The sequence below is a fragment of the Actinoallomurus liliacearum genome (assembly GCF_039542035.1).
Lineage (GTDB): Bacteria > Actinomycetota > Actinomycetes > Streptosporangiales > Streptosporangiaceae > Actinoallomurus > Actinoallomurus liliacearum.
In genome coordinates, this window is sequence record NZ_BAABHJ010000011.1 from 46,176 (window position 1) to 61,135 (window position 14,960).

At 70.4% G+C, this 14,960-nt stretch carries 13 protein-coding genes; 2 read left to right on the forward strand and 11 right to left on the reverse strand.

Features of this window, described 5'->3' with window-relative positions; translation table 11 throughout:
- Positions 1–150: 150 nt before the first annotated feature.
- Positions 151–1,380, forward strand: coding sequence for a DUF349 domain-containing protein (locus ABD978_RS20105; RefSeq protein ID WP_345356371.1), 1,230 nt, complete (start codon positions 151–153; stop codon positions 1,378–1,380).
- A gap of 65 nt (positions 1,381–1,445) precedes the next feature.
- Here ABD978_RS20105 and ABD978_RS20110 read toward each other — a convergent pair whose 3' ends face one another.
- Positions 1,446–3,827, reverse strand: coding sequence for a RelA/SpoT family protein (locus ABD978_RS20110; protein ID WP_425550736.1), 2,382 nt, complete (start codon positions 3,825–3,827; stop codon positions 1,446–1,448).
- Positions 3,828–3,972: 145 nt separating this feature from the next.
- Here ABD978_RS20110 and ABD978_RS20115 point away from each other — a divergent pair, with 145 nt between their 5' ends.
- On the forward strand, positions 3,973–5,412 hold the full coding sequence (locus ABD978_RS20115) for a peptidoglycan D,D-transpeptidase FtsI family protein (protein ID WP_345356377.1): 1,440 nt from the start codon (positions 3,973–3,975) through the stop codon (positions 5,410–5,412).
- 158 nt (positions 5,413–5,570) lie between these two features.
- Here the strand turns inward: ABD978_RS20115 and ABD978_RS20120 are convergent, their stop codons facing one another.
- From ABD978_RS20120 to pdxT, 10 genes are all read right to left on the reverse strand, one after another.
- Positions 5,571–6,110 carry an adenine phosphoribosyltransferase gene (locus ABD978_RS20120; protein ID WP_345356380.1) on the reverse strand — a complete coding sequence of 180 codons (540 nt, stop codon included), beginning with the start codon at positions 6,108–6,110 and terminating at the stop codon, positions 5,571–5,573.
- Between the two features lie 76 nt (positions 6,111–6,186).
- A complete protein-coding gene (secF, locus tag ABD978_RS20125) occupies positions 6,187–7,335 on the reverse strand; it encodes a protein translocase subunit SecF (RefSeq protein ID WP_345356383.1) in 1,149 nt (382 codons plus the stop codon).
- Positions 7,335–9,059 carry a protein translocase subunit SecD gene (gene secD / locus ABD978_RS20130; RefSeq protein WP_345356386.1) on the reverse strand — a complete coding sequence of 575 codons (1,725 nt, stop codon included), beginning with the start codon at positions 9,057–9,059 and terminating at the stop codon, positions 7,335–7,337. The genes secF and secD overlap by 1 nt, the downstream gene beginning before the upstream one ends.
- A gap of 121 nt (positions 9,060–9,180) precedes the next feature.
- On the reverse strand, positions 9,181–9,714 hold the full coding sequence (gene yajC / locus ABD978_RS20135) for a preprotein translocase subunit YajC (protein WP_345356389.1): 534 nt from the start codon (positions 9,712–9,714) through the stop codon (positions 9,181–9,183).
- Between the two features lie 156 nt (positions 9,715–9,870).
- Positions 9,871–10,908 (reverse strand): Holliday junction branch migration DNA helicase RuvB, encoded by a 1,038-nt coding sequence (gene ruvB / locus ABD978_RS20140; RefSeq protein WP_345356392.1) that lies wholly within the window; start codon positions 10,906–10,908, stop codon positions 9,871–9,873.
- A gap of 148 nt (positions 10,909–11,056) precedes the next feature.
- Positions 11,057–11,659 (reverse strand): Holliday junction branch migration protein RuvA, encoded by a 603-nt coding sequence (gene ruvA / locus ABD978_RS20145; RefSeq protein WP_345356395.1) that lies wholly within the window; start codon positions 11,657–11,659, stop codon positions 11,057–11,059.
- A 94-nt stretch (positions 11,660–11,753) separates the two neighbouring features.
- Positions 11,754–12,278 carry a crossover junction endodeoxyribonuclease RuvC gene (gene ruvC, locus ABD978_RS20150; RefSeq protein ID WP_345356398.1) on the reverse strand — a complete coding sequence of 175 codons (525 nt, stop codon included), beginning with the start codon at positions 12,276–12,278 and terminating at the stop codon, positions 11,754–11,756.
- 95 nt (positions 12,279–12,373) lie between these two features.
- Positions 12,374–13,516 carry a GNAT family N-acetyltransferase gene (locus ABD978_RS20155; RefSeq protein WP_345356401.1) on the reverse strand — a complete coding sequence of 381 codons (1,143 nt, stop codon included), beginning with the start codon at positions 13,514–13,516 and terminating at the stop codon, positions 12,374–12,376.
- Between the two features lie 67 nt (positions 13,517–13,583).
- Complete coding sequence (locus tag ABD978_RS20160) at positions 13,584–14,336, reverse strand: YebC/PmpR family DNA-binding transcriptional regulator (protein ID WP_345356404.1); 753 nt, start codon at positions 14,334–14,336, stop codon at positions 13,584–13,586.
- On the reverse strand, positions 14,333–14,938 hold the full coding sequence (gene pdxT / locus ABD978_RS20165; protein ID WP_345356407.1) for a pyridoxal 5'-phosphate synthase glutaminase subunit PdxT: 606 nt from the start codon (positions 14,936–14,938) through the stop codon (positions 14,333–14,335). Before pdxT ends, ABD978_RS20160 begins: the two co-directional genes overlap by 4 nt.
- Positions 14,939–14,960 lie beyond the last annotated feature (22 nt).

Genomic DNA, 14,960 nt, shown 5'->3' on the forward strand with positions numbered 1-14,960 from the left:
CCCGACGAACGGCCCGGGCCTTGAAACAGGAGGCAACGGTGTGCAGCGCCACCGATCCTTGGGGAATCCGGCACGGGGCAGGCGGAGACGGCTCCGTCCGGGTCGTCCGGCCGCTCATGGCGGGCACGCTCCACGACCGGGAGGGCCACGGTGACCGCTGATCCCTGGGGCCGTGTCGATGAGAACGGCACCGTCTACGTCAAGACCGCCGAGGGCGAGCGCACCGTCGGTTCCTGGCAGGCGGGCGCGCCCGAAGAGGCCCTCGCGTACTTCCGGCGCAAGTACGACGCGCTGGTCACCGAGATCGATCTGCTGGAGCAGCGGATCAAGACGACGGATCTGGCTCCCGCGCAGGCCGAGCACAGCATCGCCCGGCTCCGGGAGTCCGTGACCGAGGCGCACGCGGTCGGTGACCTGGACAGCCTGGCGCGGCGGCTGGACGCCCTGACCGGGCTGCTCGGCCGCCGGCGCGAGGAGCTCAAGGTCGCCCGCGACCAGGCCCGCGGCCACGCCCGCGAGGTCAAGGAGCGGATCGTCGCCGAGGCCGAGCGCATCGCCGCCGAGGAGACGCACTGGAAGAACGGCGGTGAGCGCCTCCGCCAGCTGGTGGAGGAGTGGAAGGCCGCCGAACGCGTCGACCGGCCGACCGAGACGGCGCTGTGGAAGCGCCTGTCGACGGCCCGGAACGCCTTCACCAAGCGCCGCAAGGCGTACTTCTCCAACCTGGAGGAGGAGCGGGAGACCTCTCGGCACGAGAAGGAGCGCCTGGTCGCCGAGGCCGAGTCGCTGAGCAACTCGGGCGACTGGGGTCCCACGGCCGCCGCCTACCGCGACCTGATGCGCCGGTGGAAGATGGCCGGGCGGGCGTCCCGAGAGGTCGAGGACGAGCTGTGGGCGCGGTTCAAGGGCGCGCAGGACGTCTTCTTCGCCGCCCGGTCCGCCGCCTTCGCCGAGCGCGACGCCGAGTTCCGGCAGAACGCCGAGGCCAAGGAGAAGGTCCTCGAGGACGCCGAGCGGCTGCTCCCCATCCGGGACGTGCGCTCCGCCCGCCAGGTGCTGCGCACGATCCAGGAGCGCTGGGAGTCGATCGGGATGGTGCCGCGCGACTCGCGGGACCAGCTCGAAGGCCGGCTACGCCGGGTGGAGGAGGCCGTACGCTCGGCCGAGGAGTCCGAGTGGCGGCGCACCAACCCGGAGGCCCGGGCGCGCGCCGAGGCGACGGTCACGCAGCTGCGTTCCTCCATCCAGCAGCTCGAGGCACGCCTGGACAAGGCGCGCAGCGGTGGCCGCGACAAGGACGTCAGGGACGCCGAGGAGGCCCTGGCGGCGCGCCGTGCGTGGCTGGAGGAGGCCGAGCGCACTCTCGCCGAGTTCTCCTGATCCCGAGAACCTGAACGCAAGCGGCCCGGTCTCCAGTGGAGACCGGGCCGCTTGCGTTACTCGCCTCAGTTCGTGACGCGGTAGACGTCGTAGACGCCGTCGACGTTGCGGACGGCCTTCAGGACGTGGCCCAGGTGCTTCGGGTCGCCCATCTCGAAGCTGAACCTGCTGATCGCCACCCGGTCGCGGTTGGTCGCGACGGAGGCCGACAGGATGTTGACGTGCTGGTCCGACAGCACCCGCGTGATGTCGGACAGCAGCCGGGTGCGGTCCAGCGCCTCGACCTGGATGGCCACGAGGAAGACCGAGTCCTCCCCCGGCGACCACTTGACGTCGACCATGCGGTCGGGCTGGGTGCGGAGGTTCGCGACGTTGACGCAGTCCTCCCGGTGCACCGAGACGCCGTTGCCCCGGGTGACGAAGCCGACGATCTCGTCGCCCGGCACCGGCGTGCAGCACCGGGACAGGCGCACCCACACGTCCGGGTCACCGGCGACGACCACGCCCGGGTCGCCCGCGGGCCTGGACCGTCGCTTCTTGGTCGGGATGACGGTCTCGTCGAGGTCCTCGGCGGCGCTCTCCACCCCGCCCAGGGCGTCGACGAGCTTGCTCACGACGCTCTGCGCGGACACGTGGCTCTCGCCGATCGCGGCGTACAGCGCCGAGACGTCGGAGTAGCGCAGGTCGTGCGCCAGCGCCACCAGCGCCTCGCCGGACAGCAGGCGCTGCAGCGGGAGGTTCTGCTTGCGCATCGCCCGGGCCAGGGCGTCCTTGCCCTGCTCGATGGCGGTCTCGCGGCGCTCCTTGGAGAACCAGTGCTTGATCTTGTTCCGGGCGCGGGCGCTCTTGACGAAGTTGAGCCAGTCCCGGCTGGGCCCGGCGTCGGGCGACTTGGAGGTGAAGATCTCCACCGTGTCACCGTTGTCGAGGGTCGACTCCAGCGGCACGAGCCGGCCGTTGACCCGGGCGCCGATCGTACGGTGCCCGACCTCGGTGTGGATGGCGTACGCGAAGTCCACCGGGGTCGCGCCCTGCGGAAGGGCCAGGACCTGCCCCTTCGGGGTGAAGACGAAGACCTCCGAGACCGACAGGTCGAAGCGCAGCGACTCGAGGAACTCCGCCGGGTCGGTGGTCTCCTTCTGCCAGTCGAGGAGCTGCCGGAGCCAGGCCATGTCCCCCGCCTTGCCGGGCGCCCCGCCGCCGACCGTCTCCTCCTTGTACTTCCAGTGCGCCGCGATGCCGTACTCGGCGCGGTTGTGCATCGCGCGGGTACGGATCTGTAGCTCGACGGGCTTGCCCTCCGGGCCGATCACCGTCGTGTGCAGCGACTGGTACATGTTGAACTTCGGCATCGCGATGTAGTCCTTGAACCGGCCGGGGACCGGGTTCCATCGCGCGTGGATCGTGCCGAGTGTGGCGTAGCAGTCACGGACGGTGTCGACGAGGACACGGATGCCGACGAGGTCGTAGATCTCCTCGAAGCCGACCTCGCGGGCGATCATCTTCTGGTAGATCGAGTAGTAGTGCTTCGGGCGGCCCTTGACCGTCGCCTTGATCTTGGCCTCGCGCAGGTCGGCCGAGACGTTCTCGATCACTTCCTGCAGGTAGATGTCGCGCCGGGGGGCGCGCTCGGACACCAGGCGGGCGATCTCGTCGAACCGCTTCGGGAAGAGCGTCTGGAAGGCCAGGTCCTCCAGCTCCCACTTCAGCGTGTTCATGCCGAGGCGGTGGGCCAGCGGCGCGAAGATCTCCAGGGTCTCGCGGGCCTTGCGCTCCTGCTTCGGCCGCGGCAGGTAGCGCAGGGTGCGCATGTTGTGCAGCCGGTCAGACAGCTTGATGACCAGCACCCGGATGTCGCGGGACATCGCCACGACCATCTTGCGGACGGTCTCGGCCTCGGCTGCCTCGCCGTACTTGACCTTGTCGAGCTTGGTGACGCCGTCGACCAGTGCGGCGATCACGTCGCCGAAGTCGGTCCGGAGCTGGTCGAGGGTGTAGTTCGTGTCCTCGACGGTGTCGTGCAGCAGCGCGGCGCAGAGCGTCTCGGTGTTCATCCCCAGCTCGGCGAGGATGGTCGCGACGGCGAGGGGATGGGTGATGTAGGGATCACCGCTCTTGCGCTTCTGGTGGCGGTGATGGTGGGCGGCGACGTCGTAGGCGCGCTCGACGGTACGCACATCCGCCTTCGGATGGGTGTTCCGGAGCGTTTTGATCAAAGGTTCGAGTACGGGATTCATCATTGGACCACGCTGGGCGCCGAGCCGGGCGAGCCTTCTGCGCACCCGGGCGGCGGACGGCGCGGCCGCGCTCGTTGGCGTCGCGTCACCGTCATCCGGCTTCGGTTCGGGGGGACCGCCGGGCGCCGCCGGCGATGGGGGCTCCGCTTGGGCCCGCGAGGTCAGCGCGGCATCGGATACCGCGTCGGACGAGACCACCTCACCGGGCACTCAGCCTCCCAATTCATGCGTCGGAACCACAGTTTATCCGTAGTCGTTTTCCAGTCGGCGCCCATCACCCATTCCGAGCAGGGGCCGAGGGGAGCCCCGGACGATCTCGCGAGATGCTGGGACGGCACCGGCGAAAGTGAGCTCGATGAACAAGACACTCCGCAGGATGACGGTCTTCGCGCTGCTCATGGTCCTGGCGCTCATGATCAACGTGACCTACATCCAGGGCGCACAGGAGCAGAAGCTGCGCGACGACCCGCTGAACGCCCGGCACTTCCTCGCGCAGTTCAACCGGAACCGCGGGTTGATCATGGCGGGCGGCACGGTGATCGCCAGATCGCGCGACACCGGCCAGAAGGACTTCCGGTATCAGCGCGAGTACCCCGAGTCCGAGGTGTTCGCGCCCATCACCGGATACTTCGCGCCGAGCGGCGGCGTGACCGGCGTGGAGGCCGCCGCCGACGGTCTGCTGGCCGGCACCGACCCGCGGCTCACCGTCCAGCACTGGTTCGACGCGATCGTCGGCAAAACGAACCAGGGCGCCACCGTGCACACGACCATCGACCCGGCGGCCCAGCGCGCGACGTACGCGGCCCTGCGCGAGAGCACCGCACGCCGGGCGGCGGCCGTCGCGATCGACGTGAAGACCGGCGCGATCAAGGTGATGGCGTCCTATCCGTCGTTCGACGCCAACAGCATCGCGGTCCACTCCACGACCGCGTCCGCGAAGGCGTACGAGCGGCTGCTCAAGGCCGCCGGCAGCCCTCTGATCAACAAGGCGATCGATGAAAGTTTCGCGCCCGGGTCCACCTTCAAGATCATCACTTCGGCGGCGGGCATGGACAAGCGGGGGCTCAGCAAGGACAGCCCCGTCGACACACCCGGCGTCCTGACCCTGCCCTCCGGGAACCCCCTGCACAACGACGCCGACTCCGGGCCGTGCAACGGCGGGCAGTTGCCGCTCATCGAGGCGTTCGCGCAGTCGTGCAACAGCACGTTCGGCAAGCTCGCGCTGGACATGGGCCAGAAGAGCCTCGGCGCCGAGGCGTCCGGCTTCGGGTTCGGACAGCACATCCCGATCGAGAACAACCTGCGCAGCGCCGCCAGCGTCTACCCGAAGAACATGGGCGGCGACGACGTCGGGCGCAGCGGCATCGGCCAGGGCAGCGTCTCCGCGACGCCGCTGCAGATGGCCCTCGCCGCCGCGGCGGCCGCCCACGGCGGCGTGGTGATGAAGCCGTACCTCATCCAGCGCGTCACCTCCCCGGACCAGTCCGAGATCGAGGCGGCCTCGCCCAAGGAACTCTTCCGGGCGACCAGCGCGCAGACCGCGAGCCAGCTCCAGGACATGATGCGGGAGGTCGTCTCGACCGGCACGGCGCGCGGCAAGGTGTCCGGCGACATCGCCGGGAAGACCGGTACCGCGGAGACCGGCCTGTCGTACAACGAGCGGTGGTTCGCCGGGTTCGCCCCGGCCGACGATCCGAAGATCGCCTTCGCGGTGGTCACCGAGGGCACCGGCTTCGGCGCCGACGCCGCAGGCCCGATCGTCAACCGCATGGTCCAGGCTCTCAACGTGCAGTGATGTTCGTACCGGCCCGGCTCTCGCCCGGTAGAGCGGCCCCGTGCCGGTCGGGCTCTCGGCGTGTCGTGCGGAGCGGTCCGCGACGCAGAAGAGCCCGTACGCGGCCGCAGAGGCACGCGTACGGGCTCGCCGGCGAAGGGGTGGAGGGAGAGCGCGCCTCAGCCCTGGATGAGCGCGTGGACGTCCAGCTCGGGCAGCCGGTCGCGGCCCTTCAGGAAGCCGAGCTCGATGAGGACGGACAGGCCCGCCACCTCGGCGCCCGAGCGGCGGACGAGCTGGGCGGCCGCGGCGGCCGTGCCGCCGGTGGCGAGCACGTCGTCGACGATGAGCACCTGCTCGCCGGGTGCGAGGGCGTCCTGGTGCACCTCGATCGTCTCGCTGCCGTACTCCAGGTCGTAGCTCTCGGTGTACGTGGCCGCCGGGAGCTTGCCCTTCTTGCGGACCGGCACGAATCCGGCGCCGAAGTGGTACGCCACCGGAGCCGCCAGAATGAAGCCGCGCGCCTCGATCCCCACGACCTTGTCGATCGTGCCCCGGCCGTAGTAGGCCACGATGGCGTCGACGACGGCCGCGAACGCGGTGTGGTCGGCCAGCAGCGGACTGATGTCCTTGAACACCACTCCGGGTTTGGGGTAGTCGGGGACCTCGCGGATCCGCTCGTTGATCAGCTTCGTCAGGTCGACCGGTCGCGAGGACACGTTCCTCCTCCTAGACGCCATCTCGCGGCGGATCAGGCGATCCGCCGCGAGATGGGCACGATGCTCGTTCTTCGGCTCAGCGCTTCTTCTTGCCGCTGGGCCGCCCCTTGGAGCCGCCCCGGCGTGGCTGTTGCCGCGGACCATTCTGCACGACCCGGACACCGGCCCCGACAGAGGATGCCTCGGCCTCGTCCTGGACGTCGTCCTCCGGCAGCTCGGCGACCTCGACCTCCGGCTTGGCCTTGCGCTTGGCGCTGTTGGCCTTGGCCGCCACCCGCTTGGCCAGCGTCCGGTATTTCTCCTGCCGCTCCTGCAGGTCGGCCACGATCGGCGTCGCAATGAAGATGGAGGAGTACGCGCCGGCCAGCATGCCGACGAACAGGACCAGGGCCAGGTCCTTCAGGGTGCCGGCGCCGAGCACTCCCGCGCCGATGAACAGCAGGCCCGCGACCGGAAGCAGCGCGATGAACGTGGTGTTGATCGACCGGACCAGGGTCTGGTTGACCGCGAGGTTCGCCGCCTGGCTGTAGGTCATGGTGTTCGAGGTGGTGAGCGACCGGGTGTTCTCCCGGACCTTGTCGAACACGACGACCGTGTCGTACAGCGAGTAGCCGAGGATGGTCAGCAGGCCGACCACCGAGGACGGCGTCACCTCGAACTGCACGAGCGAGTAGACGCCGACCGTGATGAGGATGTCGTGCGCCAGGGCGATGATCGCCCCGACCGCCATCCGCCATTCGAACGCGATCGACAGGTAGATGATGATCGCGACCAGGAAGACCAGCAGACCTTCGAGGGCCTTCTGGGAGATGTCCTTGCCCCAGCTCGCGCCGACGCTCTGCGGGCTGACGTCGTCGGCCTTGGCCAGGTGCAGCTTCTGCTGCACCGAGTCCTGGACCTTCGTGACGTCCGCGGAGCTCAGGCTCTCGGTCTGGACGCGCCAGCCGGTGCCGGTCTTCTGGACGATGGGGTCCTCCTTGACGACCCCGGAGTCCTTGACCGCGGCGCGGGCGTCGGAGGTCGTCAGCCCTGGCTTCGTCGGGAACTGGAAGACCGTGCCGCCCTTGAACTCGACGCCGAAGTTCAGGCCGAGGGTGAGCAGCGAGACGATGCTGACGACCAGGATGAGCCCGGAGATGGCGTACCAGGTCTTCTGCCGCCCGACGAAGTCGAGCGAGATCTCGCCGCGGTGCAGGCGACCACCGATGTTGCCCAGGCGTGACATCAGGCCTCCTTGGTGCCGACGGGACGGGTGGTGGCGCGCTTGCTCACGCCCAGCGTGCTCGGATCAAGTCCGGAGAACCGGTGGCCCCGGCCGAAGAACTTCGTCCGGGCCAGCAGCGTGACCAGCGGCTTGGTGAAGAAGAACACCACGATCACGTCGATCAGCGTGGTGAGTCCGAGGGTGAAGGCGAAGCCCTTCACGCCGCCGATGGCGAACCAGTACAGCAGCAGGGCCGCGATGAACGACACGGCGTCCGCGACGATGATCGTGCGCCGGGCGCGGACCCAGCCGCGTTCGACGGCGGTGCGGAGCGTGCGGCCCTCGCGGACCTCGTCCCGCAGCCGTTCGAAGAAGACGACGAAGGAGTCGGCGGTGATGCCGATCGCCACGATCGCACCGGCGATGCCCGCCAGGGACATCCGGAAGTTGATGAACTTCCCGAGCAGCACGACCGCCTCGTAGGTGAGCATCGCGGCGATCCCCAGGCTGAAGATCGCGACGAAGCCGAGACCGCGGTAGTAGAAGAGGCAGTACAGCACGACCAGGCCGAGACCGATCGCGCCGGCGACCAGGCCGGCGGTCAACTGGTCCTTGCCGAGGGTCGCCGAGACCGACTCGATCGAGCTCTGGGTGAACTTCAGCGGCAGCGCGCCGTACTTCAGGACGTTTGCCAGGTCGGTGGCGTCCTGCTGGTTGAACTGGCCCTCGATCTGCGCGTTGCCCGACGTGATCGCCTCCTTGACACCCGGCCAGGAGTAGACGGTGCCGTCGAGGACGATCGCGAAGTGGTTGCGGGTGTTGTTCTCGCCGAGCGCGGCCGCCTGCTGGGTGAAGGTGGCGAAGGACTTGGTCGCGGTGCCGTTCAGGTCGAGGCTGACGACCCACTGCACCCGGCCGTTCTGCGGGTCCGGCGGCATGGCCTGCGCCTTGGTGACCTGCTCACCGGAGATCTTGGCCGGGCTCAGGATGAACTTGTAGTCGACCTTGTGGGTCTTGGGGTCCGGCTTGGCGCACACGGCGGCCTGCTTGGCCGGGTCCAGCGTCCTGCCCTGGCCGACGTCGTTGCCGACGCAGGTGAGCTTGTCGAACTGCGCCTTGACCGCCGGGTCGACGCCGGAGAAGTCCTCACCGGTCTGCTGCTGCTGTTGCTGCTGGAGCTGCTGCTGCAACTGCTGGAGCTGCTCGGGGGTGAGCGACTGCGAGGCGCTCGGGCTGGGCGAGGCCTTCCCGGACGTGGAAGGCTTCGGCGTCGCCTTGGTGAGGGCCTGCGCGAGCGCACGGCCCTTCGGCGTCGCGCTGCCCGACGGCTTGGCGCTCGCGCTGCTCGACGGCTTGGCGCTGCTGGAGGGGCTCGCCCCGCCCTTGGTCTTGCCCGTGCTCGTCGGGCTGGGCGTGGAGGTCGGCGTCTGCCGCGGAACACCCACCGGCTCGGCGACGAGCACCTGGCGGAACTCCAGCTTCGCCGTGGTGCCGATGGTCTTGACGACCCGCTCCTGCCCCTGACCGGGGACCTGGACGACGATGACGTTGTTGCCCTGCTTGGTCACCTCGGCCTCGGAGACGCCCAGGCCGTTCACGCGCTCACGCATGATCTTGATGGCCTGGCCCATCTCGGAGTCACCGATCTTGGCACCGGGCTTCGTGGGCTCCGCGGTGAGCGTCACGGTGGTGCCGCCCGCGAGGTCCAGTGCCAGCTTGGGCTTCTTTTGGCCCTGCCAGAACATCAGCCCCACCAGGGCTACGGCTATCGCGAACAGCGCGAGGAGAACGCGCCCTGGTTTTGCAGTGTTTCTGCTTGGCGGAGCCACGGTCGTCTTTCGTCCTTCGTCTACGGTCAGGTGCTGGTCAGGCCGACGGCTTCTTGCCGGCCTTCTGCTCGCCGTCCTTCAACGTTTCCGCTGGTTTCTTGTCCTCCGCGACGGTCTTCGCGTCGGTCTTCGGCTCGATGTCGTCCTGCGCGACCTCGGGCTCCGGCTCGGCGTCGGCCGTCGGCTCGTCGGCGGCGTGCTCCTGAGCGAGCTCCTCGGCCTCGTCGGACTCCTCATCCTCTTCCTCATCAGAGGAGTCGTCCAGGACCTGGGCGATGGCCTGCTTGACGAAGCGGACCTCCACCCCCGGGGCGATCTCAAGGACGAGCGCGTCGTCCTCCACGGCGGCGACCGTCGCGAGCAGACCGGCGGTCGTCATGACCCGCTGGCCGGGCACGATCTGGTTCTGCAGCTGAGACTGCTGCTGCTGCCGCCGGCGCTGCGGACGGATCAGCAGGAAATAGAAGACCACGACGATGAGGATCAGGGGAAGCAGCGACATCAGCGGGTTGCTGCCGCCCTTCGCCGCGACGACGTGAGTGAGCGCTGTAAAAGTTGTGTTGCCCTGCACCGGGGCATCCTTCCGATGTGAGAGTTGAGCCCGCCGTCGACTTGTTCGCGCCGCGAAAGGCGTGCCATCTGCTGACGGCGACCGGCTCCGGAGTGTAAAGGAGTACCTGAAACCCCGGCAACGACGGGACGAACCCGCGCGCCGAGAAGTTCCCCGTCACTCCTCCGCCACTTCGAAAAGCGTACCTTCCGTCGTGGGCGGCGGGGCTAGACCGAGGTGCCGCCAGGCGGCCGGTGTCGCGATCCGTCCCCGGGGGGTGCGGGCGATGAGGCCCTTGCGCACCAGGAAGGGCTCGGCCACCACCTCGACGGTCTCCGGCTCCTCCCCCACGGCGACCGCCAGGGTCGACAGGCCCACGGGACCGCCGCCGAACTTGGTCAGGAGCGCCTCCAGCACCGACCGGTCGAGCCGGTCCAGCCCGTCGGCGTCGACCTCGTACAGCGTCAGCGCCTGCCGGGCCACCTCCTCGGTGATCACGCCGTCGGCGCGCACCTCCGCGTAGTCGCGGACCCGGCGCAGCAGCCGGTTGGCGATCCGGGGCGTGCCCCGGGCACGGCGGGCGATCTCGGCGCCGCCCGCGTCGTCCATCCGCACGTCGAGGAGCCGGGCCGACCGCTGGATGATGCGCTCGAGGTCGGCGGGCTCGTAGAAGTCCATGTGCGCGACGAACCCGAACCGGTCGCGCAGCGGGGCGGGCAGCAGCCCGGCCCGGGTGGTGGCGCCCACCAGGGTGAACGGCGCGATGTCGAGCGGGATCGCGGTGGCGCCCGGCCCCTTGCCGACCACGACGTCGACCCGGAAGTCCTCCATCGCGACGTACAGCATCTCCTCGGCCGGGCGGGCCATCCGGTGGATCTCGTCGAGGAAGAGCACCTCGCCCTCGGAGAGCGTGGACAGCACGGCCGCGAGGTCGCCGGCGCGCTCGATCGCCGGACCGGAGGAGATCCGCAGCGGCACGCCCAGCTCACTGGCGATGATCATCGCCAGGGTGGTCTTGCCGAGGCCGGGCGGCCCGGACATCAGGAGGTGGTCCGGTGCCCGGCCGCGCCGCATGGCGCTGTGCAGGACGAGCGACAGCTGCTCGCGCACCCGCGCCTGGCCGATGAACTCCTCGAGGCGCTTCGGCCGCAGCGCCGCGTCGATCACCTTGTCGTCGCCGTCGGCGATCGGCGAGACGAACCGCTCGTCGCTCACGCGCCCGCTCCCCCACCGACGCGGCCCGCGTCGCCACCGGAACGTACGACGGACGCACCCGCTCCCCCAGCGGCCCGGTACGCCTCCCCGATACGAGACGCGAGCCCCGCCTGGCGCGCGCGCCCGGCTCGTACGACGGACGCCGGGGTCATCGGCTCAGCCTTCGCATGGCCAGCTTGAGCAGGGTGGCGAGGTCCGGAGTCTCCTGGCCGTCGATCTCGGCGGCCACCGCGTCGACGGCGGCGTCGGCGTCCCTGCCGGACCAGCCGAGATTCGTGAGGCCGGCGTGCACCTGGTCGCGCCACGGCACGGCGCGGGTCACCGGGAGGGGCATGTCCAGGTCGTTGGTGGGCGCGCCGAGGCGGTCCTTGAGCTCCAGGACGATGCGCTGGGCGCCCTTCTTACCGATGCCCGGCACCTTCGTGAGGGCGGTGACGTCCTCGGTGGCGACGGCGCGGCGCAGGGCGTTCGGCGGGTGGACCGCGAGCATGGCCAGCGCGAGCCGGGGGCCGACGCCACTCGCCGTCTGCAGCAGTTCGAAGATCGCGCGCTCGTCGTCGTCCGCGAAGCCGTACAGCGTGAGGGAGTCCTCGCGGACGACCATCGAGGTGGGGACGTGCGCCTGGTCGCCGACGCGCAGCCCGGCGAGCGTGGCCGGGGTGCACTGGACGGACAGGCCGACGCCGCCGACGTCGATGACGGCCCCGTCCGGTCCGGCGCCGGCGACCTTCCCGCTGACGAATGCGATCACTGCCCTGTCCCTCCGTGCGCCGCGAGCCGACCGGCCGGGCGTGCGTCCTCACCGTGGCCGGCCGGAACCGCCCGGGAGCGGCCGTCCTCCGCGCTCACCTCTCGACTCCGTACCTTCTCATCCTCGCCGCCTGGATGCGCGCCTGAGCGCCACCGCGCCACACGTGGCAGATGGCGAGGGCCAGCGCGTCGGCGGCGTCGGCGGGCCGCGGCGGGGCGTCCAGCCGCAGCAGCCGGGTGACCATGCTGGTCACCTGGGCCTTGTCGGCCCGGCCGTTGCCGGTGACGGCGGCCTTGGCCTCGCTCGGGGTGTGCAGCGCGACGGGCAGGCCCCGCCGCGCCCCGCAGACGATCGCGATGGCGCCGGCCTGGGCGGTGCCCATGACGGTGGAGACGTTGTGCTGGCTGAACACCCGCTCGACGGCCACCGCGTCCGGGCGGAACTCGTCCAGGAACCGCTCCAGCCCGCGCTCGAGGCCGACCAGCCGGGTCCCGATGTCGTCGTCGGGGCTGGTGCGGATCACGTCCACGCTCACCAGCCGCAGTTGCGCGCCCGGCGCGCCGTCGACCACGCCCACCCCGCACCGGGTCAAGCCGGGATCGACGCCGAGTACCCGCACGACCACTCCTCTCCGCTCCGAACAGATGTTCGCAGCGAGGCTACTCGCCGCGTACGACGTCGGGCCGCCACGGCCCCGGCGTGTCGCATCGGAGATCAGAAGTAGTCGAGCATGTACGGCGTCCCGCCGAACGCCGCGTCGAGGAGCGCGTCGGTGGAGGCGTCCCCCTCCGCGAGGCCCGAGCGGCGCAGGCGGATCATCGGGACGCCCGCGTAGAGGGCGGCCAACCCCCGCGCGGACAGGTGGACGGCGCCCGGTTCGGCCTCGGCGCGGGTCAGGGCGCCGTGTCCGCCGCCGACGGTCAGCCGCCACGCGCCGGCGTTGCCCGGCCGCTGCTCGTCCGTGACCGCCAGGGGGATCTCCGCCGACAGGCCGTCGGGAAAGCCGCGCGCGGCCACGGCCGCGGGCGCGTCGAGCACCCGCAGCATCCACGAGACGCGCTTGATCTCCTCGTGGGAACGGTCGCGCAGGAGCCAGAAGAGAGGGTCGTCCGGGGCGACGCAGGCGTGCACGCTCCGGGCGACCGACGAGCCCGATCCGACCAGCGCCCACAGCGCCCTGGCCGTCTCAGGGGAACCCGCCACGCAGCGGTGCACGATCAGGTCCCGGCCGTCCGCGCTCCAGCCGTAGGCGAGGAAACCGTCCTCGGCGAGATAGGCGAAGACGTCGTCGCCGTCCAGCAGGTCGAGGAACCAGTCCTCGCCGCGGTCGATCGGCCCGTTGTCCCGCGCCTCGGCGTGCAGCCGGCGCAGCACACCGACGATCTCCGGGACGTCGTCCCGCCCCGCGCGCCGGACCTTGACCGGGCCGGTGGCGAGCGTGCGCAGCGCCTCGGCCGGGACGGTGACGAAGTGCTGCGCGCCCGCGTGTTCGTACCCGGCGGAACGGTAGACCGGCGCGGTGGCCGGGTACAGCGCCGTGAGCGGCAGACCGTCCATGAAGTCCAGCAGGCCCCGGGCGAAGCGGCGTCCGATCCCGCGGCCGCGCTCCTCCGGAGCGACGTACACGCTGGCGACGCCGCCCATCGGCACCGGACGGCCGTGCCACCACTGCTCGAACCGGTGGTACCGGCCGGAGCCGACGAGACGGTCGCCGTCGTAGATCCCGAGGACCTGTCCCCGCCGCACGGCGGGGCGGAACTGACGGAGCCACTGCGCCTGGTCGACCGGCCCGAAGGCCCGGATCCTCAGGTCGTAGGCGGCAACGAGGTCCTCCGGGGCGAGCGCGCGAATGTCCACGTGGGTACGCTACGGCATCGCCCGGGACGCCCGCGCCGGAGCCGGGCGCCGCTCCCGCCCCGGCGGATCAGGCCTCGATCTTCTCCATGATCTCGTCGGAGACGTCGAAGTTGGCGAAGACGTTCTGCACGTCGTCGCTGTCCTCCAGCGCCTCGAGGAGGCGGAAGACCTTCTTGGCGTTGTCCTCGTCGACGGGGACGCTGACGCTCGGCAGGAAGTTAGCCTCGGCGGACTCGTAGTCGACGCCGGCGTCCTGCAGGGCCTTGCGGACCGCGACGAGGTCACCGGCCTCGGAGATCACCTCGAACGACTCGCCGAGGTCGTTGACCTCCTCGGCGCCCGCGTCGAGCACCGCCATCATGACGTCGTCCTCGGAGGTGCCCTCCTTGGGCACGATGATGACGCCCTTGCGGTTGAACAGGTAGGACACCGAGTTCGGGTCGGCCAGCGAGCCGCCGTTGCGGGTGAGGGCCGTGCGCACGTCGGAGGCGGCGCGGTTGCGGTTGTCGGTGAGGCACTCGATCAGCACGGCGACACCGCCGGGGGCGTAGCCCTCGTACATGATCGTCTGCCACTCGGCGCCCCCGGCCTCCTCGCCCGCGCCACGCTTGCGGGCCCGCTCGATGTTGTCGAGCGGCACGGAGTTCTTGCGAGCCTTCTGGATCGCGTCGTAGAGCGTCGGGTTGCCGTCCGGGTCGCCTCCGCCGGTCCGGGCGGCCACCTCGATGTTCTTGATGAGCTTGGCGAAAAGCTTGCCCCGCTTGGCGTCGACGGCGGCCTTCTTGTGCTTCGTCGTCGCCCACTTGGAGTGGCCGCTCATTGGGTTCCCTTCACCATGTCGAGGAAGAGCCGGTGGATCCGCGCGTCGCCGGTGAGCTCCGGATGGAACGACGTCGCGAGCAAGTGCCCCTGCCGGACCGCAACGATCCTACCGGCGGCGTCGCCGGACTCCGCACGACCGAGGACCTCGGCGGCGCCGCCGACCGACTCCACCCAGGGAGCCCGGATGAACACCGCGTGGTACGCCGTGTCGAGGCCCGTCACGTGGATGTCCTCCTCGAAGGAGTCGACCTGACGACCGAAGGCGTTACGGCGCACGAGCATGTCGATGCCGCCGATGGTCTCCTGACCCTCGGCGCCGTCGGCGATCCGGTCGGCCAGCATGATCATGCCGGCGCAGGAACCGTAGGCCGGCATGCCCTGTTCGATCCGTTTGCGCAGCGGCTCCAGCAGCTCGAAGGTCCGCGCGAGCCGCCACATCGTCGTGGACTCCCCACCGGGGATGACGATGGCGTCGACGCGCTCGAGCTCCTCCGGACGGCGGACGGACTCCGTCGAGGCGCCGCAGGACTCCAGCGCGCGCCGGTGCTCACGGACGTCGCCCTGCAGTGCGAGCACGCCGATCGTCGGGACAGCAGCCACGAATCAGCCCTTCAGAATGAGA

Bases quoted from the DNA above. Each gene is read 5' to 3' on its own strand.
- secF (WP_345356383.1), bottom strand. From the start codon at position 7,335: ATGTCACGCCTGGGCAACATCGGTGGTCGCCTGCACCGCGGCGAGATC.
- secD (WP_345356386.1), bottom strand. From the start codon at position 9,059: ATGTTCTGGCAGGGCCAAAAGAAGCCCAAGCTGGCACTGGACCTCGCG.
- ABD978_RS20160 (WP_345356404.1), bottom strand. From the start codon at position 14,336: ATGAGCGGCCACTCCAAGTGGGCGACGACGAAGCACAAGAAGGCCGCC.
- ABD978_RS20115 (WP_345356377.1), top strand. From the start codon at position 3,973: ATGAACAAGACACTCCGCAGGATGACGGTCTTCGCGCTGCTCATGGTC.